The following is an 18,301-nucleotide window of genomic DNA, read 5'->3' as shown; positions in this document are numbered from 1 at the left end:
GCGTGATGCAATCGGCTTATTGCGCGCCCTTGACGGGCAGGATGCGGTTGTCGACGAAGTGCGTCCACACGTAGTCGTCTTCGCGCAGCGCGTCGTGCGACGTGGGGCTGAAAGGCTGTTCGTAGGTTTTGATCAGGCCGTCGTACTTGCCGATCTTGTAGAAGCCCTGGCGCACGGCGTCGCCATCGGTCGAGCCGGCTTGCGCGATGGCCAGCGCGGCAAGTTGCATGCCGTCATAGGCGTTGGCCACGCCCACTGCCGGCGTGATGTCTTGCGGGCCCTTGATGTCGGAATACTTGGTCTTCAGCGCCTGCAATACCTTTTCGCCCACTGGCCCTTGCTTGCCGAAGAAGCTGTAGGTCTGCACGAAGTGCACGTTCTTGGCGTTGGGGCCGGCCAATTCGGTAAAGCGCCCGCCTGCAGGACCCCAGTGCGACACGATCGGCACCTTCCAGCCCATGCGGTCCAGCGACTTCACCACTTGCGCCGACGGGCCCACGTTGCCCACCATGAACAGCGTGTCCGCGCCCGCGGCCTTCAGCCGGCTCAGTTGCGGCACCACGTCCAGGTCGTTGGCCTGGAATTTTTCGGTGCCGGCCGCCGTGACCTTGGCGGCGGCCATCGCCGCGTTCAGCCCTTTTTCGTTGGATTCGCCCCAGGGGTTGTTCACCAGGATCAGCCCGGGCTTGGTCGTTTGAAACGTCTTTTGCGCGTACTGCAGCATGGCGCTGTCGACGATCTCGTCCATGGCCGACACGCGGAACACGAAGTTGGGGTTGCCCTTGTTGTGCGTGATGGCCGTGCCGGCGGCCCAGGGACCCATGAACGGCACTTTCTCCTGGTTCACGATGGGCACGATGGCCATCGACACCGGGGTGTCCAGCCCGCCGAACAGCACCGTCACTTTCTCTTTGAAGATCAGCTCGCGCGCGGCGGCCATGCCCTTGGCGGGGTTGCCTTCGTCGTCGCGGCGCACCAGCTCGATCTTGCGGCCGCCCAGCAGGCCACCCTTGGCGTTGATCTCGTCGATGGCGATGGTCATGCCGCGCGTCAGCGCTTCGCCCGCGCGGGCGGATTCACCCGACAGCGCGGTGATCAGGCCGATCTTGATGGGGTCGGCGGCAAGCGCCGGTTGCAGGGCGAGGCCGGCCGTGAAGAGGGCGGCGGCGGTGGCGCGAAGCATGAAGGAACGGCGGGTCGGGACCATCGAGGCACTCCTGAAAAAAGTGGAACGGATCTTGCATGGGGATAAGTGCTGCTTCCCTACCCCATGCAAGATCCATGCCACCTGCGTCCATCGGGGCGCTGAATGCCAGGATCGCGCTGCCACGAGGGGAGATGTGGCGTCTTTGGGCGTGGTTTGTATGCGTCATAACGCAGTTTTGTTTCCAAAGATTCAGGAATTTTGTTAACAATCATGCATCAGGATTTGCACCAAAATGAACCCAACCTTGCTTGCAGGCACTAATCCGGGGCGTGACGACGCCGCTGCCTGGACCCCCGACGCCCTGGCTTGCCACGGCCGCTTCGCCTATCAATCGATTGCCGGACGGCCGGACTACACCTGGCCGAACGGGGCGCGGCTGGCCGTGTACCTGGGCTTCAATATTGAGCATTTCGCGTTTGGCGAAGGGCTGGGGGCGGAACTGGGGCCGGCCTCGCCGCATCCCGACGTGCTGAATTACGCCTGGCGCGAATACGGCAACCGCGTGGGCGCGTGGCGCTGCCTGGAATTGTTTGACGAACTGCGCTTGCCCGCCGGCGTGCTGATCAATACCGCCCTGTATGACCATTGCCCCGACCTGGTCGATGCCTTCCTGGCGCGCGGCGACGAACTGATCGGCCACGGCTACAGCAACGCCCATCGGCAGGGGGGCTTGCCCGAAGCCGAGGAAAGCGCGCTGCTGGCGCATTGCCGCGACCGCATTGCCCAGCACGCCGGCCAGGCGCCCGCGGGCTGGCTGTCGCCCTGGATATCGGAAAGCCGCGCCACGCCCGACCTGCTGGCCGAAGCCGGCTACCGCTACACGCTGAACTGGTGCCACGACGACCAGCCCATGCGCATGCGCACCCGCGCAGGCGAGCTATGGGCCATCCCGTACCCGCAGGAGCTCAACGACATCCCGATGATCATGGGCCGCAAGATGGACGCGCGTGACTTTGCCGATATGATTCTTGACCAGTTCGAGGAGATGCGCGCGCAGGCGCTGCGCCAGCCGCTGGTCATGGGCATCGCGCTGCATCCCTATATTGTTGGGCAACCGTATCGCCTGCGGCATCTGCGCCGCGCGCTGGCGCCACTAGCCGCCGCGCGCGACCGGGGCGAGATCTGGTTCACCACGCCCGGCGAAATCTGCCGCCATGTGGACAGCCTGCCACCCGGCGTGATTGCCGCGCTCTGACGGGTCAAGCCGCCAGTCCGAACCGCGCCGATGCCCGTAATGCCCGTCTTGCACGTTTATCCCCGAGTCCCGCATGCCAACCCGAAACCCCGCAACACCCCGCGCCAAGCCCGCTGCCCGCAAACCGATTGCCGTCGAACCGGCCGTGGCGGGCGCCGCCAGCGCGGGCGAAGCCTCGCCCGACAGCGACATGGAACGCCGCATCTGCGAAGCGGTATATGAAAGCGTGATGAGCCAGCGTCTGACGCCCGGCACGAAGCTGCCCGAGGCCGCGATCTGCGAGCTCTTCGGCGTGTCGCGCTCGGTGGCGCGCAAAGCCTTGCAGCGCCTGGCGCATGAGCATGTGGTGGACCTGCACCACAACCGGGGCGCCGTGGTGGCCGAACCCACGCCCGAAGACACGCGCCAGATCTTCCAGGCGCGCCGCGCACTGGAAGCCGCGCTGCTGCCCCTGGCCGTGGCGCGCGCCACCAAGGCCGACTATGCGTCGCTGCGCAAACAGCTGCGCGACGAGCACGCCTTGCTGCATCGCGCCGGCCAGCCCGCGTGGGCGCGCCAGGCCAGCGCGTTTCACGTACGGCTGGGCGAGCTTTCCGGCAACGCCATCCTGTACGGCTATCTGGCCGAACTGGTGTCGCGCTGCTCGCTCATCGTGGCGCTGTACGAACCGCCCGGCAACGCCGCGTGCGAACACGACGAACACGTGCTGATCGTGGACCTGATGGAACGCGGCGACGTGGCCCAGGCCGTGAAGATCAATGACAACCACTTGGCGGACCTGGAGCGGCGCATCAGCCTTGAGCGCCCGCAGCCCGCGCAAACCCTTGCCCAGATGCTGGGACTGGCCTGATATGGAAATCGACTTCGACGCAATCACCGAATACCAGCGCTACAAGCTGATGGCCAGCCTGATCGTGCCCCGGCCCATCGCTCTGATCACCACCTTGTCCGAAGCCGGCGTGGTCAACGCGGCGCCGTTCAGCATGTTCAACATGCTGGGCGAAGACCCGCCCATTGTCATGGTCAGCATCAACCGCCTGGAAGACGGCGGCTTGAAGGACACGGCGCGCAACATCGCCCGCGACAAGGAATTCGTGGTGCACCTGACCGACGAAGCCATGGCCGAAAAAATGCACCGCTGCGGCGACCGCCTGCCCGCCGACGTCAGCGAACTGGCCCACGCGGGCCTGGACGCCGCGCCCAGCCACCACGTCAAGCCGCCGCGCATCGTGCAGGCCCCCGTGGCGTTCGAATGCACGCTCTACGAAACCATGGAAACCGCCAGCCGCCAGATCTTCATCGGCCAAGTGCGCTGGCTGCACGCGCGCGACGGCCTGATCGACACGGAAACCTGGCGCGTGCGCTTGCAGGATTACTTCCCGGTGGGCAGGTTCGGCGCCAGCTTCTACGTCACCACGCGCGACCGCTACGCCATCGGCGCGGGCGACGCGCCGGCGGGCACGGCGGCGAGTACGGCGATTGATGAGATTTAACGCACGAGGGCTAGCTGTGGATCGACGCGGCTATGCGTGCTTGGGCGCGGCCGGCTAGGCGCGGCCGGCCAGGCGCGGCCGGCTTAGGCTCGGCTGGCTAACGCGTGGCCAACCCTTCGGACCGTCCGATGACGCGGGATGTGTCCAAGGGTGCGTCGGCGGCTTCGTAGCCTGCCTCGGAAATCGCGGCGTCCAGGCTACGGTACCGAGCATCGAGTTTCGAACTCCGCAGCCCGCACATGCCGTCGTTCCAGGCATGCACCATTTGCTTGGCAATCCAGCGCCACTGCGGTTCGTTCTTCGCTGCCTCGATCACCTCGCGTCCCACTTCGACTGCCGATTCGCATAGCTGTTCGACCATCGCCTGATACTGCTTTGAATTGATGCCAAGCCTGGCCAGCATGAACTTGGCCAGCGTGCTGCCGGGAACCCATGTCTTGCGTCCGTCAACGGACAGGGCGGGCGCACTGTTGCTGAATTCGGGGTAGGCCTGGGTTGTGACGATGTCGTAAACGGGCGTGTACGCGACGTCGGCGCGCGAGGTGTAATACAAGGCGATGTTCTTGGCATGGCAATCCGCGTTGCGAACCACGTAGTTCGTAAGCATATGCCAAGCAAAGTGCAGGTTTTGCGCACGCAGCGATGCCGAAGGAACGTACTCGCGGGTGGTGGACGTCCAGTTTCATGGCTTATTCCCCGCGCCGTTGTTCGGCCAAAATGTCTTCCAAGGTCCGCTGGTGGCCAGCTTTGACAACTTTAAGGTCGTAGCCGGCAGCGTCCAGCAACCGAACCAGCGCTGATACGCTCATGTCGTTGCGTGCCAGGTTTTCCATGCGCGTCAGCGTGGTTCGGGCGACATCCGCGCGCCGGGCCATTTCCTCTTGCGACAAGCCGCTTTCCTTGCGGGCCGAACGCAACATTTCCGCGACATCGCCAAGTGTGGTCATTTTGTAGCCCCTGGGCATCAGAATTGGTTAATTCTAGCTATTTTGTAGCCCCAAGGCTACAGCACAGATCAATCACCAGCCCGCGTTTCCACCACCCGGCCCTTTCAAATACCGCGCGAAGCGCTGGGTCAGAAAATCCACGAATGCCACCGTCTTGGCCGGCAGGTTCAGGCGTTCGGGGTAAAGCGCATGAATGTCGGCGGCGGGCGTGCGCCAGTCGGTCAGCACTTCGCGCAGCCGGCCGTCGCGCAGGTAGGCGGCGGTTTCCCATTCCGAGCGCATGACGATGCCGTGGCCGTCCAGCGCCCATTCCAGCGCGCTTTGGCCGTCGTTGGAACTGACCGGGCCGCGCACTTTCACGGTTTCGGCGCGTTGGCCGGATTCCAGCCGCCAGGTGCCGTAGGCGACCTCGTTTTCGCGCACCACGATGCAGCGATGGCGTTGCAGTTCGCCCGGGGTGCGGGGTTCGCCATAGGTGTCCAGGTAGCGGGGCGACGCGCATAGCAGCCGCCGGTTTGACGCGATCTTGCGGGCCGTCAGGCGGGCGTCGGGCAGGTCGCCAAAACGCACGGCCACGTCGAAGCCTTCTTCGATCAGGTTCAGCGGCCTGTCCGTCAGCCGCATCTGCACTTCGACGTCGGGATACTGGCGCGCGAAATCCGACACGGCCGGCACGATGTGCGCGCGGCCGAAGCCGAACGTGGCGTTCAGCCGCAGCAGCCCCTGGGGTTGTGCACGGGCGCTGGACACCGAGCGCTCCAGCGCTTCGAGGTCAGCCAGGATGCGCCCGCCTTCGGCGAGATAAAGCTCGCCTTCCTGGGTAACGCTGACGCGCCGGGTGGTGCGGTTCAGCAGCCGCACGCCCAGGCGCTGCTCCAACCGGGCCAGCCTGGCGCTGATGGCGGGCGGCGTCAGGCCCAGTTCGCGCGCCGTGGCGGACAGGTTGCCGTGTTTGACCACCAGCGAAAAGAAAGCAAGATCGGAAAGGGCGTCCATGGCAGTCCCCCAAGGCGGTGGCCATTTATAAATTAAATCTAATAAAGATTTAGTTTTGCTGCGAATTATAAAGACCCAGGCGGCCTATAAACTGGCCGCTCCACTATAGAGCCGCAACGCCACTGCGCCACCACGCGGCCAACCGAGGAGACTTCCGCATGACCATCAAACCCGTTGCCCGCGCCTTGTGCGCGGCCCTTGCCGTTGCAGCCTGTTGGACGACGCCGGCCGCCGCCGCCGACGCTTTTCCTGATCGGGCGATCACGCTGATTGTGCCGTTTGCGCCGGGCGGCAGCGTGGATATCGCCGCGCGCTTGATCTCGGATGCCTGGGGCCGCGCGCTGGGGCAGAGCGTGATCATCGAAAACCGGGCCGGCGCGTCCGGCAACATCGGCATGTCCGCCGTGGCGCGCGCCCAGCCCAATGGCTACACGCTGGGCATCAACACCATGTCGCTGGCCATCAACCCGGCGCTGTTCAAGACCATGCCGTTCGACACCCGTAAAGACCTGCGCTCGGTGGGCACCGTGGGCACGTCGCAGCATGTGCTGACGGTGACGAACGCCTTGCCCGTGGCCAACGTCAGCGAACTGCTGGCCTATGTGCGTGCGCGGCCCGCGAATGAACTGAGCTTTGGTTCCGCCGGCACCGGCAGCACCTTCCACATGGCGGCGGAATTGTTCAAGTCCGTGTCCAAGACGCAGATCCTGCATGTGCCGTACAAGGGCGGCGGTCCGGCCATGGTGGACACCATCAGTGGCCAGGTGCAGATGAGTTTTCCGGTGCTGTCCGCCGCCAAGCCCCAGGTGGACGGCAAGAAGCTGCGCGCCCTGGGCGTGACCGGCACGACGCGTTCGCCGCTGCTGCCCGACGTGCCGACCATCGCCGAGTCCGGCCTGCCGGGCTACGAATTCAACACCTGGTTTGTCGTCAGCGCACCGGCAGGCACGCCGCAAGCGGTGATCGACACGCTGAACGCCAAGCTGGCCGAAGCCCTGCAATCGCAGGAGCTCAGCACGCGCATGCAGAAAGAGGGTTTCGAGCCGCTGGTGTCGTCGCCCGCGAAGACAGACGACATGGTGGCCGCCGAGATGGCGCGCTGGGCCAAGGTGGTGAAGGACGCCGGTATTCAGGCCAACTGACGTTCGGGCCAATTCCGTTCGGGCCAACTGAACGCCTGATTGAAGCCATTGCAAGACGCGCCCGCGCCCGCCGCGGGCGCTCAAATTCAAGGAAGCAAGACATGCCCCGCATGACGCTGTACGACAAACTGGTGGCCAGCCATGAGGTGGCCCGCATCGACGACGAGCACATTCTGCTGTACGTGGATCTGCACATCATGAACGAATACACCAGCCCGCAAGCCTTCAGCGGACTCGCCGCGCGCGGCCGTGGCGTGCTGCGGCCGGGGCAGCAGATGGCGGTGGTGGACCACATCATTCCCACGCATCCGGTGCCGTCGGCGCTGCGCGTGATTGCCGATGAGGCATCGTCGCGCCAGGCCGTGAACCTGAAGCGCAATTGCGACGCGCAGCACATCGCGTTGTTCGACACGACCGACCCGTTGCAGGGCATTGAGCACGTGATCGCGCCCGAGCACGGCATGATTCTGCCCGGCATGGTGGTGCTGTGCGGCGACAGCCACACCACCACGTACGGCGCCTTGGGCGCGTTGGGCTTTGGCATTGGCACGTCGGAAGTCGAACACATTCTGGCCACGCAGACGCTGGTGTACCGCGTGGCGCGCAACATGCGTGTGCGGGTTGACGGGGTGCTGGGCACGGGCGTGTCCGCCAAGGACCTGGTGATCTACCTGGTGCATCGCATCGGCGCGCAAGGCGCGCGCGGCCATGCGGTGGAGTTCTGCGGCAAGGCCATCGACGCCTTGTCGGCCGAAGCCCGCATGACCCTGTGCAACATGACGGTGGAAGCCGGTGCGCGCGCCGCGCTGATCGCGCCGGACGCCACGACCGATGCCTACGTCACCGCGCACGCGCCGCAATTGCAGGGCGACATGCTGACACAGGCGCGCGCGTACTGGGCCACGCTGCGCACGGATGCCGACGCGGTGTTTGATGCCGAATACGTGTTCCATGCCGCTGACATTGCGCCTTTCGTCACCTGGGGCACAAGCCCCGATCAGGCGGTGCCGGTCACGGGCTGTGTGCCCGACCCGCAAGCCGAACCCGATCAACTGGCCCGACTGGCGCTGGAAAAGGCCATGGACTACATCGGCCTGGCAGCCGGCGCGCCGATAGCCGGTGTGCCGGTGGACCGCGTGTTCATTGGGTCCTGTACCAACGGGCGTATTGAAGACTTGCGCGTGGTGGCCGGCCTGGTGCGCGGCAGAAAGGTGGCGGCGGGCGTGCGCGCGATGGTCGTGCCGGGCTCTGGCGCGGTGCGCGCGCAGGCCGAAGCCGAAGGCCTGGCGGCGCAGTTGATCGCGGCGGGTTTCGAATGGCGCCAACCGGGCTGTTCGATGTGCCTGGCGATGAACGACGACGTGCTGCGCCCGGGCGAGCGTTGCGCGTCCACCACCAACCGAAATTTCGAAGGACGCCAGGGGCGGGCAGGGCGCACGCACCTGATGAGCCCGGCGATGGCCGCCGCCGCCGCGCTGGCCGGCCGCATCGTTGACGTCCGTGACTGGAGCCAAACCCAATGAATCCGCTGATCGAAGGCATTGCCGCGCCGCTGCCTTTCTCCAACCTGGACACCGACCAGATCATGCCCAAGCAGTTCTTGCGCATCATCGACAAGGCGGGGCTGGACCGAGGCCTGCTGTATGACCTGCGCTTTGACGAGCATGGCGCGCCGCGCGCGGACTTTGTGCTGAATCAGGACGCCTACGCGGGCACGTCCGTGCTGGTGGCCGGCCCGAACTTCGGCTGCGGGTCCAGCCGCGAACACGCGGTGTGGGGCTTGCAGCAGTTCGGCATCCGCGCCGTGATTGCGCCCAGCTTTGGTGAAATCTTCTACTTCAATGCGGTCAACAACGGTCTGCTGCTGGTCAGCCTGCCGCCCGCTGATGTCGACGCCTTGCTTGCGCGGGTGTCCAATACGCAAGAGAAGGCATCCGGGAACAACCGCCTGGCTATCGACGTGATGGCGGGCCAGGTGCGCGCCGCCGATGGCTGGACGGCGGGCTTTAGCTTGCCGGAGCGGCATCGCCGCATGTTCGCCCAAGGGCAGGACCTGGTGGGCGCGTCGCTCTTGCAATTGCCTGATGTGGAGCGCTTCGAGGCCGCCCACTGGGCGCGGCATCCGTGGATGAAGGATGTGGCCCGCACGGTACGCGACCGCCTGGATTCCGCCCGACAATAAACGCACAAGGAGACCCCCCCCATGACCGCATTTTTCGACCTGCCCGTGCGCCGCATCCCGGCCAATGGCATTGAGATCGCCGCGCGCATCGACGGGTCGGGCCCGCCTTTGCTGCTGCTACACGGCCATCCTCAAACCAGCGCCATCTGGCACCGCGTGTGGCCGGAGCTGACCCGGCATCGCACCTGCGTGGCGGCCGACCTGCGCGGCTATGGCGACAGCACCAAGCCCGCGGCCTCGCCGGACCACGCCGCGCATTCCAAGCGCGAAATGGCCGCCGACATGCTTGGGCTGATGCGCGCGCTGGGCCACGAGCGTTTCGAGGTGCTGGCGCATGACCGTGGCGCGCGCGTGGCGCATCGGCTGGCGCTGGACCATGCCGGCGCCGTGTCGCGCATGATGCTGCTGGATATCGCACCGACGCTGGACATGTACGAAGGCACTACGCGCGCCTTCGCCCAGGCCTACTTCCACTGGTTCTGGCTGATCCAGCCCGCGCCCGGCCCGGAAACCATGATCGAGCACGACCCCGTTTTCTACCTGCGTTCGGTCATGGGTGGACGGCCCGGCGGCCTGGCGCATTTTTCGGCCGAGGCGATGGCCGAATACGAACGCGCGGCGCGCTTGCCCGGGTGGGCCACGGGCTTGTGCGAAGACTATCGCGCGTCGGCCACGATAGACCTGGACCACGACCGCACCGGCCGCGCCTCGGGCGAGCGGCTGCGCATGCCGGTGCGGGCGCTTTGGGGCGAGCGCGGGGCGGTGGGCAAGAATTTCGATGTGCTGGCGCTATGGCGGGCGATTGCCGACGAGGTCTCGGGCGGGCCCTTGCCGGGGGCGCATTACCTGGCCGAAGAATGCCCGGATGCCTTGCTGCAAGAGGCCGGCGCGTTCTTCGGATGGCGCTGAACGGCGGCCGTCAAGCTAGCCTTCGCGGGCGATAGGGCTATCCATAAAGGGACACAACCCTGGTGGTAACCTTCGGCCCATGAATCGTTACTTCGCTGATCTTTCCGAACTGCCCGACCCTGAAGACGCCCAGCGCGTCTTCAAGGCAACCGACTCCCCCTGCGTGGCCGTGTGCTCGACCCTGTTCGACGACATCTGCCGTGGCTGCGGTCGCACGGCCATGGAAGTCGCGAACTGGGTGTTCATGTCGGAAGAGGAAAAGCGCGACGTCTGGGTGCGCATCAAGGCGCAAGGGTATCCCCGGCGCAACAACTGAGCCGGGCGCGGTCTTGGCCTTGTCACATGGCACGGGCTAAATCGCAGTATTGCCCACTTCCGGCCCTATCATGCGCATCGTCCTGGTTACGGATGCCTGGCATCCGCAAGTCAATGGCGTCGTCCGCACCTGGACGACCATGCGGCAAATTTTGAATGAATGGGGCCACGAGCTGATCGTGGTCAGCCCGGAGGGCAGCCGAACCGTGCCGGCGCCGTCCGAACCCGATCTGCGTCTGTGCCTGCAGCCCGGGCGGCAATTGCGCCGCATCCTGGGCGACACCATTCCCGACGCCCTACACATTGCCACCGAAGGCCCGCTGGGGCTGGCGGCGCGCCGCATGGCGCTGTCGCGCGGCTGGCAATTCACGACGTCATTTCACACCATGTTCCCCGACTACCTGCAAGCGCGGATGGGCATTCCCGCCGCCTTGCCGTGGCGCTACCTGCGTTGGTTCCACCGGCCTTCGCAATGCGTGCTGGTGCCCACGCCCACGGTGCGCGACGTGCTGGTGCGCCGTGGCCTGGGCAACTTGCAGGTCTGGTCGCGTGGGGTGGACCCGCGCAAATTCCAGCCGGCGCGAAGTCAGGCATTCGCGCAGCTGCCGCGTCCCGTTTTCCTGAGTGTGGGCCGCGTGGCGCGCGAAAAGAACCTGGATGCCTTTCTGTCGCTGGACCTGCCGGGCAGCAAGGTGGTGGTGGGCGCGGGCCCGGACGAGGCGCGCTTGAAAAAGCGCTTTCCCGATGCGGTCTTCCTGGGCATGCAGCAGGATGACGCGCTGCCATCGTTCTACGCCGCGGCCGATGTGTTCGTGTTTCCCAGCCTGACCGACACGTTCGGCCTGGTGATGCTGGAGGCGATGGCTTGCGGCACGCCGGTGGCGGCTTTTCGCAGCGAGGCGCCGCTGGCGGTGGTGAACCAGGGCGTCACTGGGTGCCTGGACGACGATCTGGCCCAAGCCTGCCGCGCCGCGCTGCCGCTGGACCGTGAAGCGGTGCGGGCGCATGCGCTGACCCGTAGCTGGGACTCGGTGGCGACGAGCTTGCTGGATGCGCTGGTGCCGCTGGTGGCCGTGCCGCCGCAAGCGCCGGCATCCCCTTCCCGGACCGCGCCGGTGCGGGCGGGATGATGAACTGATCTTTCCCTGGTTTTTTTCAGGGACGGAATTCCGCGCACCGTGCCGAACCGGTACAATGCCCGGCAATCCTGAGGAGCGTTGCGACGACCCAGCGGTTCCCGCCTTGCACGGTAACGTGCAACGCAATGTGCAACAGCACGCGGAACCCGGCTCGCCAGGCTCAGGAATCCTTGTTCAAGCGCCGCGCCTTGCGCGTCGCTACAGCAACGGCGCTCACCTTTGTCGCATATGGCGGGAAAGGCGAGCACTCGACTGTCGTGGTGTATTCGCGTTGTCCGGCCATATCGTGCGCCGTTCGAAATTCACGTGGAGCCTACACACCATGAACGCTGTTACTGATAAATCCTTCTCCGACTACCTGGTTGCCGATCTGTCGCTGGCTGGCTGGGGCCGTCGCGAACTGGCCATTGCCGAAACCGAAATGCCCGGCCTGATGGCCATCCGCGAAGAATTCGCCGCCGCGCAGCCGCTCAAGGGCGCGCGCATTGCCGGCAGCCTGCACATGACCATCCAGACCGGCGTGCTGATCGAAACGCTGGTGGCCCTGGGCGCCGAAGTGCGCTGGGCCTCGTGCAACATCTTCTCCACGCAAGACCACGCCGCCGCCGCCATCGCCGCGTCCGGCACGCCGGTCTTCGCCGTCAAGGGCGAAACGCTGGAAGAGTACTGGCAGTACACCCACAAGATTTTCGAATGGCCCAATGGCCAGCACGCCAACATGATCCTCGACGACGGCGGCGACGCCACGTTGATGCTGCACCTGGGCACCAAGGCCGAGAAAGACATCTCGGTGCTGGCCAACCCGGGCAGCGACGAAGAGCGCATCCTGTTCGCCGCCATCAAGGAAACGCTCAAGCGCGATCCGAAGTGGTATTCCACCCGCCTGGCGCAGATCAAGGGCGTGACGGAAGAAACCACGACCGGCGTGCATCGCCTGTACCAGATGTCGCAAAAGGGCGAGCTGGCCTTTGCCGCCATCAACGTCAACGACTCGGTCACCAAGTCCAAGTTCGACAATCTGTACGGCTGCCGCGAATCGCTGGTGGACGGCATCAAGCGCGCCACCGACGTGATGGTGGCCGGCAAGATCGCCGTCGTGGCCGGCTACGGCGACGTGGGCAAGGGCTGCGCGCAGGCGCTGGTCGCCTTGCGCGCGCAAGTCTGGGTTACCGAAATCGACCCGATCTGCGCCCTGCAAGCCGCGATGGAAGGCTTCAAGGTCGTGACGATGGAAGAGGCCGCCGCCCATGGCGACATCTTCGTTACCGCCACCGGCAACTACCACGTCATCACGCGCGAGCACATGAACGCCATGAAGGACCAGGCGATCGTCTGCAACATCGGCCACTTCGACAACGAAATCGACGTCGCCGGCCTGGCCGATTGCCAGTGGGAAGAAATCAAGCCGCAGGTTGATCACGTGATCTTCCCGGACGGCAAGCGCATCATCCTGCTGGCTCAAGGCCGCCTGGTGAACCTGGGTTGCGCCACCGGCCACCCGTCGTTCGTGATGTCGTCGTCGTTCGCCAACCAGACCATCGCCCAGATCGAACTGTTCACGCGCAACGACGCCTACAAGTCGGGCGAAGTCTATGTGCTGCCCAAGCACCTGGACGAAAAGGTTGCCCGCCTGCACCTGAAGAAGCTGGGTGTGAAGCTGACGACGCTGCGCAAGGATCAGGCCGACTACATCAACGTGCCGGTCGAAGGCCCCTTCAAGCCCGAGCACTACCGTTATTGATAGGTTGAAAGCACAATAGGAAATGCCGCGCCATGTTGGCGCGGGTTTCCGAGCCGCGGGCGAACCTGGTTTTCACCCAGTTAAAACCAGGCCGCGGCGCGTCAACACAGGAGTTCGAACATGGTGGCATTGATACTCGTCTGGATCCTGAACGCGGTGGCCCTGCTGGCCGTCGCCTACCTCTTGCCCGGCATCGTCGTGGCCAGTTTCGGTTCAGCGCTGATCGCGGCGTTGGTGCTGGGTCTGGTCAACATGCTGGTCAAGCCGGTGCTGGTGTTGCTTACCTTGCCCATCACGATCGTCACGCTCGGGCTCTTCCTCATCGTCATCAACGCCTTGTTGTTCTGGTTCGTCGGCTCCGTGCTGAAGGGCTTCCAGGTCAACGGGTTCTGGTGGGCCGTGGGCGGTGCCATTCTGTACAGCATCATCTCTGGCCTGCTCACCAAACTGATCCCCTAATGTCTGACTCGACTTCCCCTGCTTTCAGCCTGGAGTTCTTTCCTCCGCGCGACCTGGCCGGCCAAGAGCGGCTGGTTCGCGCGGCCAAGCAGATGCTGGCCATCCAGCCCAAGTACGTCAGCGTGACCTTCGGCGCGGGTGGTTCCACGCGCGCCGGCACGGCCGACGCCGTGCGCACGTTGCGCAACCTGGGTTGCGACGCGGCGCCTCACTTGTCTTGCGTGGGCGCCACGCGCCAGGATCTGCGCGACATCCTCCAGACGTACAAGAGCGAAGGCGTGCGGCGCGTGGTCGCCCTGCGCGGCGACCTGCCCTCGGGCATGGGCGGCGACGCGGGCGAGCTGCGCTACGCCAAGGAACTGGTGTCGTTCATCCGCGAGGAAACCGGCGACTGGTTCCACATCGAAGTGGCCGCCTATCCCGAAATGCATCCGCAAGCCGCCAACCCGTCGGCCGACCTGGATCATTTCGTGGCCAAGGTGAAGGCGGGTGCCGATGCCGCCATCACGCAGTACTTCTTCAACGCCGACGCCTATTTCGACTTTGTCGACCGCGCCCAGGCCAAGGGCGTGAACGTGCCGATCGTGCCGGGCATCATGCCCATCACGAACCACACGCAACTGCTGCGCTTTTCGGAAATGTGCGGCGCGGAAGTGCCGCGCTGGATTCGCCTGCGATTGGCGGAGTTTGGTGACGATAAAGCGTCCATCCGCGCCTTTGGCGTGGATGTGGTGACCGAGCTGTGCCAGACCCTGCTGGACAACGGCGCGCCGGGTCTGCATTTTTATACGCTGAACCAGGCGGAAGCACCGCTTGCGGTGTGGAAGGAACTGGCGCTGTAAGGGGCTGGTACATCGTCACCGCTGTTCGGTGGGTTGTGCGCTACACCCATCCACTTGCTTTGTGTGAATGCCGGGTCTTTCAGGGCCGTGCGCGGGCCGTGTTGGCGTGCTCGCATAGTTGCGGCATTCGTAGATTCTATGGTTTGGCGCAAGCCTGGCTGGCCATAAAGAGGTTTACATCGAAGGGTTTGCGCGATTTCCATACGCCGAAGGCGATGCGTAGGAGTTTTCTGGCGATGATGTTTAATGCCTGCGTTGAGGCCCAGCCCTTGACTCGTAGCGCTGTGTAGAGGGGTTTGAAGGCAGCTGTTCGGCTTGCTGAGGATGCCGCGTTGTAGGCAAGGCTTCTCAGGGCCGCATCGCCTTGCTTGCTGAGTTTACGCAGGCCTTTGTAGGCGCCAGACTCCTTGGGCCTGGGGTCTAGCCCCGCGTAGGCCACCACGGCGTCCGAGGAGGCGAACGGGATGCGGGCGAAGGCGGTCACCAGTGCGGCCCCAGTCAGCTTTCCCACGCCGGTAATGCTGGTGATTAAGTTGAAGTCGTCGGCCAAGGCGGGTTCGGCAGCGATCTGATCGAGCATTTCGCGCTCAAGAGCGTCTGCCAACTGCGTCAAGGCATCCAACGCTCGCTGGACCTGAGCTTGCGAGCCCACGTGTTTGTGCCGATCGCTGGACAGGCGCAGCCTCGTGCGCGTCGTGACCGCCACCTTGCGTAAGCGTTGGATCTGACTCAGGCGCTCGATGTGCTCCGGGCAAGGTTCGTACCTATGCAACCGCTCGTGCTCGAGCGCCACGTAACGCGCAATCATGACAGCGTCGAGTCGGTCGGTCTTGCCCCGTTGAGCCTGCGACTTGGCGTAATGGTGCAGGGCCTTGGGGTTCAGCACGTAGACGCGCAGCCCACGCTCATATGCCAGGTCGGCCAACAGGCGCTCGTAGCCACCGGTGGACTCCATGGCAAGAACGCTTCCGCGCGGCAGCGTTTGCAACCATTTTTCCAAGCCAGTCGTTGAGTTTTTGACGGCCCGGGTCAACGGCTTGGCCGCCCCGTGCATCGCCACAACAACCTCGGATTTCCCCACATCCACACCAAAGAAAGATTGAGACGTTTGCATCTCTAGACTCCCTGCGATAGCGTTGTGTCTGCTGGGGAAGCCGCGCCCGATTCGTTACCTTGCGATCAATCGGCGGTCATGGCCGCTAGATTCTTAATCGACGTATTTGGGCGGGGTGGGATATCTACCGACGTCAGTCCGCTAGTGACGGCTGATGGATGGGTGCGTCCCGATCCCCAGCACCCCCGAAGCAAGATCGGTAAGTGCTATGAAAACATACAAGGATGGGTGAAGCGCGCGCGGCTTGGCACAAGAATGCGATGCCGCGCCGCGCGGAACCCATCGATCACGGTCTGGGTTCTTCGCCAGGTTGTGCGCTGTTCGCGGTTGCTTGATGGGTTGCGCGCGATCTCTGTTTGGGTTCTTGCCTCGAGCCTTGCGCGCTACACCCATCCTACGTGCCGTTGTGTTTAGTCCGCGTAGACGCCTACCTTGCGGATGACGCCTCCCCATTTGTTGATTTCGGATTGCAGCCAGGTTTGCAGGCCTTCTGGCGTCTGCTTTGATTCTGGCACGATCTCGGCGCCCAATTCTGCCATTTTCTGCGTGAATGCCGGGTCTTTCAGGGCCGTGCGCAGCGCCGCGTTGAACTTGTTGATGGCTTCGGGCGGCGTGCCCTTGGGCGCATAGACGCCGTGCCAGACCTTTACCTCGAACCCCTTCAAGCCGGCTTCCTGCAAGGTCGGTGCGTCAGGCAGTGTTTTGATGCGGTCCAGCGTGGTGACGCCAAATAGCTTCACGCGGTCGGCTTTGATCTGCGGGATGGTCTGCGTGGTCTGGTCGCACAGCACATCCACCTGGCCGCCCAGCAGCGCCGTCATGGCGGGGGCCGTGCCGGCATAGGGCACGGCGGTGAACTGCACACCCAGCGCTTCCTGCAACAGCATGCCGCACAACTGCGATACCGCGCCCAGGCCTGCGTTGGCCAGGTTGACCTTGTTGCCGTTTTCGCGGGCGTACTTGATAAAGCCCGCCATGCCGTCGGCTGGCAGGTCCTTGCGGCCCAGCAAGGTCATGGGCACGTCCGCGACCTGGCCGACATAGGCGAAGTCCGTCAGGGGGTTGTACGACAGCTTGCGGTACAGCGCCGGGGCGGTCGCCATGCCGTTGTGATGGATCAGGAAGGTGTAGCCGTCCGGCGCGGCGCGCGCCACGTGTTGCGAGGCCAGCGTGCCACCCGCGCCGGTGCGGTTTTCGATCACGACACTTTGCCCCAACGTCTTGGCCATGGACGCGCCCAGGCTGCGGGCGACCACATCGGTTGGGCCGCCGGCCGCGAACGGCACCACCAGCGAAATGGGATGGTTGGGATAGGCGCCTTGCGCGCTGGCGGAACCCCAGGCAAGGCATGACAGGGCCAGCACGGGCCAGGCTGCGCGCGTTGCCGCGCGCCCGAAGATATTGGGCATGTCTCGCTCCTTGTGGTTTTTTCTCGTGCCCGGCATGCGTCAACGGACGTGCGCAATGCAGGCCGCAACCAGTGTGGCCCGTGACGCCAAGGATGAGAATTCGCCGTTTCACAAGCCGGGTTTCGGCAAGTGGAAAGGGGGGGACGCGAGAGGCAACCCAGGGGGAAACGCGGCAGATAACCCAGGGGTTAATGCGGCAGATAACCCAGGGGTTAATGCCGGAGATACCCGGGGGGGTTAACGCGCGCTGGCGCAACTCGGGGCGAGACAGCCGCCGCTATCCAATGCGGCGGGTCTTTAACTCGCCTGGTCTTTGCCCGGATCTTGCGCCAGCACCTGCGGGGTGGGGTAGCTGGGTTCGGGCGTATTCACCGGCTCGATGCGTATCGGCTGATGGATGCGGCTCAAGGGCACCAGCGAGCTGGGATCGTCGGGGTTGGTCCAGAGCGGGTCGGGGATCTCGGCGAACACCTGGCGCAGGCGTTCGCCCCAGGTGCCACGGATCATGCGGAAGTACTCGTTGTTTTCGTCGATGCTGGCAAAGTGCGTGACGCGCAGGGCGTTGGTGTCATAGACCAGCAAATCCAGCGGCAGGCCCACGGAAATGTTCGACCGCAAGGTCGAGTCCATGGAAATCAGCGCGCACTTGGCGGCTTCGTCCAGCGACGTGTCTGGGCGCAGCACACGGTCCAGGATGGGCTTGCCGTACTTGGCTTCGCCGATCTGGAAATACGGACATTCCAGGCCGGCTTCAATGAAATTGCCGGCCGCGTAAACCTGGAACAGGCGGCAGCGTTCGCTGCCGATCTGTCCCCCGAAGATGATGCTGACGTTGAAGTCCACGCCTTGCTCGTGCAGGGCAGGGGCTTCGCGCTGATAGACCTCGCGCACGGCGGCACCCACGCAGCGGGTGGCCTCGAACAGGTCGGTGGCGGTCCAGATGGTGTCGCCGCCTTCGTCGTGCTGGCGGGCCAGCGCATGCAGCACGGCCTGGCTGACGGCCAGGTTGCCGGACGTCATCATGACCATGACGCGTTCGCCTGGTCGTTCGAAGACGGTCATCTTTCGGAAGACGCTGATCTGGTCGACGCCCGCATTGGTGCGGGAGTCAGAAAGAAATACCAGGCCAGCGTCAAGGCGGGCGGCTACGCAGTAGGTCATGATCGAAAATTTGGAGAAACCACGCCGCATTGTATTGCGGCGCGGGCGCG

Annotated in this window: 19 protein-coding genes and 1 riboswitch; of the genes, 12 read left to right on the top strand and 7 right to left on the bottom strand. The window is 64.6% G+C overall.

All coding sequences use genetic code 11. The annotated features are described in order from the left end of the window. Nucleotides 1–16 precede the first annotated feature (16 nt). The gene (locus ELS24_RS29525; protein WP_127186093.1) at nt 17–1,207 is read right to left on the bottom strand and encodes an ABC transporter substrate-binding protein; all 1,191 of its coding nucleotides are present in this window, start codon (nt 1,205–1,207) and stop codon (nt 17–19) included. A 232-nt stretch (nt 1,208–1,439) separates the two neighbouring features. Between ELS24_RS29525 and ELS24_RS29520 the strand changes: the two genes are divergently transcribed. The 3 genes from ELS24_RS29520 to ELS24_RS29510 all read left to right on the top strand — a co-directional run bounded on the left by ELS24_RS29520 (nt 1,440) and on the right by ELS24_RS29510 (nt 3,895). Further along, nucleotides 1,440–2,402, top strand: coding sequence for a polysaccharide deacetylase family protein (locus ELS24_RS29520; protein WP_205736944.1), 963 nt, complete (start codon nt 1,440–1,442; stop codon nt 2,400–2,402). Between the two features lie 73 nt (nt 2,403–2,475). Next, entirely contained in the window at nt 2,476–3,252 is a 777-nt protein-coding gene (locus ELS24_RS29515) for a GntR family transcriptional regulator (protein WP_127186092.1), read from the top strand. A 1-nt stretch (nt 3,253) separates the two neighbouring features. Further along, nucleotides 3,254–3,895: a flavin reductase family protein gene (locus ELS24_RS29510; RefSeq protein WP_127186091.1), complete on the top strand. Its 642-nt coding sequence runs from the start codon at nt 3,254–3,256 to the stop codon at nt 3,893–3,895. Nucleotides 3,896–3,992: 97 nt separating this feature from the next. Here ELS24_RS29510 and ELS24_RS29505 read toward each other — a convergent pair whose 3' ends face one another. From ELS24_RS29505 to ELS24_RS29495, 3 genes are all read right to left on the bottom strand, one after another. Continuing rightward, the gene (locus ELS24_RS29505) at nt 3,993–4,520 is read right to left on the bottom strand and encodes a HipA domain-containing protein (RefSeq protein WP_342672820.1); all 528 of its coding nucleotides are present in this window, start codon (nt 4,518–4,520) and stop codon (nt 3,993–3,995) included. Between the two features lie 64 nt (nt 4,521–4,584). Further along, on the bottom strand, nt 4,585–4,842 hold the full coding sequence (locus ELS24_RS29500) for a helix-turn-helix domain-containing protein (RefSeq protein ID WP_050446164.1): 258 nt from the start codon (nt 4,840–4,842) through the stop codon (nt 4,585–4,587). A gap of 72 nt (nt 4,843–4,914) precedes the next feature. Further along, nucleotides 4,915–5,838, bottom strand: coding sequence for a LysR family transcriptional regulator (locus tag ELS24_RS29495; RefSeq protein WP_050446165.1), 924 nt, complete (start codon nt 5,836–5,838; stop codon nt 4,915–4,917). A gap of 158 nt (nt 5,839–5,996) precedes the next feature. Between ELS24_RS29495 and ELS24_RS29490 the strand changes: the two genes are divergently transcribed. The 9 genes from ELS24_RS29490 (at nt 5,997) to metF (ending at nt 14,567) form a co-directional block, all read left to right on the top strand. Beyond that, nucleotides 5,997–6,980, top strand: coding sequence for a tripartite tricarboxylate transporter substrate binding protein (locus ELS24_RS29490; RefSeq protein ID WP_050446166.1), 984 nt, complete (start codon nt 5,997–5,999; stop codon nt 6,978–6,980). A gap of 101 nt (nt 6,981–7,081) precedes the next feature. After that, nucleotides 7,082–8,503: a 3-isopropylmalate dehydratase large subunit gene (gene leuC, locus ELS24_RS29485; protein ID WP_127186090.1), complete on the top strand. Its 1,422-nt coding sequence runs from the start codon at nt 7,082–7,084 to the stop codon at nt 8,501–8,503. Continuing rightward, nucleotides 8,500–9,162 carry a 3-isopropylmalate dehydratase small subunit gene (leuD, locus tag ELS24_RS29480; RefSeq protein ID WP_127186089.1) on the top strand — a complete coding sequence of 221 codons (663 nt, stop codon included), beginning with the start codon at nt 8,500–8,502 and terminating at the stop codon, nt 9,160–9,162. Before leuC ends, leuD begins: the two co-directional genes overlap by 4 nt. 21 nt (nt 9,163–9,183) lie before the next feature. Continuing rightward, nucleotides 9,184–10,071: an alpha/beta fold hydrolase gene (locus ELS24_RS29475; protein ID WP_127186088.1), complete on the top strand. Its 888-nt coding sequence runs from the start codon at nt 9,184–9,186 to the stop codon at nt 10,069–10,071. 79 nt (nt 10,072–10,150) lie between these two features. After that, the gene (locus tag ELS24_RS29470) at nt 10,151–10,387 is read left to right on the top strand and encodes a DUF1289 domain-containing protein (RefSeq protein ID WP_050446170.1); all 237 of its coding nucleotides are present in this window, start codon (nt 10,151–10,153) and stop codon (nt 10,385–10,387) included. A 70-nt stretch (nt 10,388–10,457) separates the two neighbouring features. After that, nucleotides 10,458–11,516, top strand: coding sequence for a glycosyltransferase family 4 protein (locus ELS24_RS29465; protein WP_127186087.1), 1,059 nt, complete (start codon nt 10,458–10,460; stop codon nt 11,514–11,516). A gap of 73 nt (nt 11,517–11,589) precedes the next feature. Beyond that, a riboswitch (S-adenosyl-L-homocysteine riboswitch) is annotated at nt 11,590–11,747 on the top strand. 100 nt (nt 11,748–11,847) lie between these two features. After that, on the top strand, nt 11,848–13,266 hold the full coding sequence (gene ahcY / locus ELS24_RS29460) for an adenosylhomocysteinase (RefSeq protein WP_050446172.1): 1,419 nt from the start codon (nt 11,848–11,850) through the stop codon (nt 13,264–13,266). A 123-nt stretch (nt 13,267–13,389) separates the two neighbouring features. After that, nucleotides 13,390–13,725: a phage holin family protein gene (locus ELS24_RS29455; protein ID WP_050446250.1), complete on the top strand. Its 336-nt coding sequence runs from the start codon at nt 13,390–13,392 to the stop codon at nt 13,723–13,725. Further along, nucleotides 13,725–14,567, top strand: a complete 843-nt coding sequence (metF, locus tag ELS24_RS29450; protein ID WP_050446173.1) for a methylenetetrahydrofolate reductase [NAD(P)H] — start codon at nt 13,725–13,727, stop codon at nt 14,565–14,567. The genes ELS24_RS29455 and metF overlap by 1 nt, the downstream gene beginning before the upstream one ends. Nucleotides 14,568–14,703: 136 nt before the next feature. Here the strand turns inward: metF and ELS24_RS29445 are convergent, their stop codons facing one another. The 3 genes from ELS24_RS29445 to ELS24_RS29435 form a co-directional block, all read right to left on the bottom strand. Further along, nucleotides 14,704–15,621, bottom strand: coding sequence for an IS110 family transposase (locus ELS24_RS29445; protein ID WP_240669584.1), 918 nt, complete (start codon nt 15,619–15,621; stop codon nt 14,704–14,706). Between the two features lie 470 nt (nt 15,622–16,091). Then, complete coding sequence (locus ELS24_RS29440) at nt 16,092–17,090, bottom strand: tripartite tricarboxylate transporter substrate-binding protein (RefSeq protein ID WP_127186086.1); 999 nt, start codon at nt 17,088–17,090, stop codon at nt 16,092–16,094. Between the two features lie 297 nt (nt 17,091–17,387). After that, nucleotides 17,388–18,251, bottom strand: a complete 864-nt coding sequence (locus tag ELS24_RS29435; RefSeq protein ID WP_050446251.1) for a proteasome-type protease — start codon at nt 18,249–18,251, stop codon at nt 17,388–17,390. Between the last annotated feature and the right edge of the window lie 50 nt (nt 18,252–18,301).

The organism is Achromobacter spanius (assembly GCF_003994415.1).
GTDB classification, from domain to species: Bacteria; Pseudomonadota; Gammaproteobacteria; order Burkholderiales; family Burkholderiaceae_B; genus Achromobacter; species Achromobacter spanius_C.
The sequence above is the reverse complement of the archived record's forward strand: the minus strand, read 5'-3'. Positions and strand labels throughout refer to the sequence as shown.

What these genes read in the sequence shown, in the direction of transcription:
- ELS24_RS29490 (WP_050446166.1), top strand. Translation starts at nt 5,997, where the DNA reads ATGACCATCAAACCCGTTGCCCGCGCCTTGTGCGCGGCCCTTGCCGTT.
- ahcY (WP_050446172.1), top strand. Translation starts at nt 11,848, where the DNA reads ATGAACGCTGTTACTGATAAATCCTTCTCCGACTACCTGGTTGCCGAT.
- ELS24_RS29475 (WP_127186088.1), top strand. Translation starts at nt 9,184, where the DNA reads ATGACCGCATTTTTCGACCTGCCCGTGCGCCGCATCCCGGCCAATGGC.
- metF (WP_050446173.1), top strand. Translation starts at nt 13,725, where the DNA reads ATGTCTGACTCGACTTCCCCTGCTTTCAGCCTGGAGTTCTTTCCTCCG.
- ELS24_RS29465 (WP_127186087.1), top strand. Translation starts at nt 10,458, where the DNA reads ATGCGCATCGTCCTGGTTACGGATGCCTGGCATCCGCAAGTCAATGGC.
- leuD (WP_127186089.1), top strand. Translation starts at nt 8,500, where the DNA reads ATGAATCCGCTGATCGAAGGCATTGCCGCGCCGCTGCCTTTCTCCAAC.
- ELS24_RS29515 (WP_127186092.1), top strand. Translation starts at nt 2,476, where the DNA reads ATGCCAACCCGAAACCCCGCAACACCCCGCGCCAAGCCCGCTGCCCGC.
- ELS24_RS29525 (WP_127186093.1), bottom strand. Translation starts at nt 1,207, where the DNA reads ATGGTCCCGACCCGCCGTTCCTTCATGCTTCGCGCCACCGCCGCCGCC.
- ELS24_RS29500 (WP_050446164.1), bottom strand. Translation starts at nt 4,842, where the DNA reads ATGACCACACTTGGCGATGTCGCGGAAATGTTGCGTTCGGCCCGCAAG.
- ELS24_RS29520 (WP_205736944.1), top strand. Translation starts at nt 1,440, where the DNA reads ATGAACCCAACCTTGCTTGCAGGCACTAATCCGGGGCGTGACGACGCC.
- ELS24_RS29470 (WP_050446170.1), top strand. Translation starts at nt 10,151, where the DNA reads ATGAATCGTTACTTCGCTGATCTTTCCGAACTGCCCGACCCTGAAGAC.
- ELS24_RS29495 (WP_050446165.1), bottom strand. Translation starts at nt 5,838, where the DNA reads ATGGACGCCCTTTCCGATCTTGCTTTCTTTTCGCTGGTGGTCAAACAC.
- ELS24_RS29445 (WP_240669584.1), bottom strand. Translation starts at nt 15,621, where the DNA reads ATGCACGGGGCGGCCAAGCCGTTGACCCGGGCCGTCAAAAACTCAACG.
- ELS24_RS29440 (WP_127186086.1), bottom strand. Translation starts at nt 17,090, where the DNA reads ATGCCCAATATCTTCGGGCGCGCGGCAACGCGCGCAGCCTGGCCCGTG.
- leuC (WP_127186090.1), top strand. Translation starts at nt 7,082, where the DNA reads ATGCCCCGCATGACGCTGTACGACAAACTGGTGGCCAGCCATGAGGTG.
- ELS24_RS29510 (WP_127186091.1), top strand. Translation starts at nt 3,254, where the DNA reads ATGGAAATCGACTTCGACGCAATCACCGAATACCAGCGCTACAAGCTG.
- ELS24_RS29435 (WP_050446251.1), bottom strand. Translation starts at nt 18,251, where the DNA reads ATGACCTACTGCGTAGCCGCCCGCCTTGACGCTGGCCTGGTATTTCTT.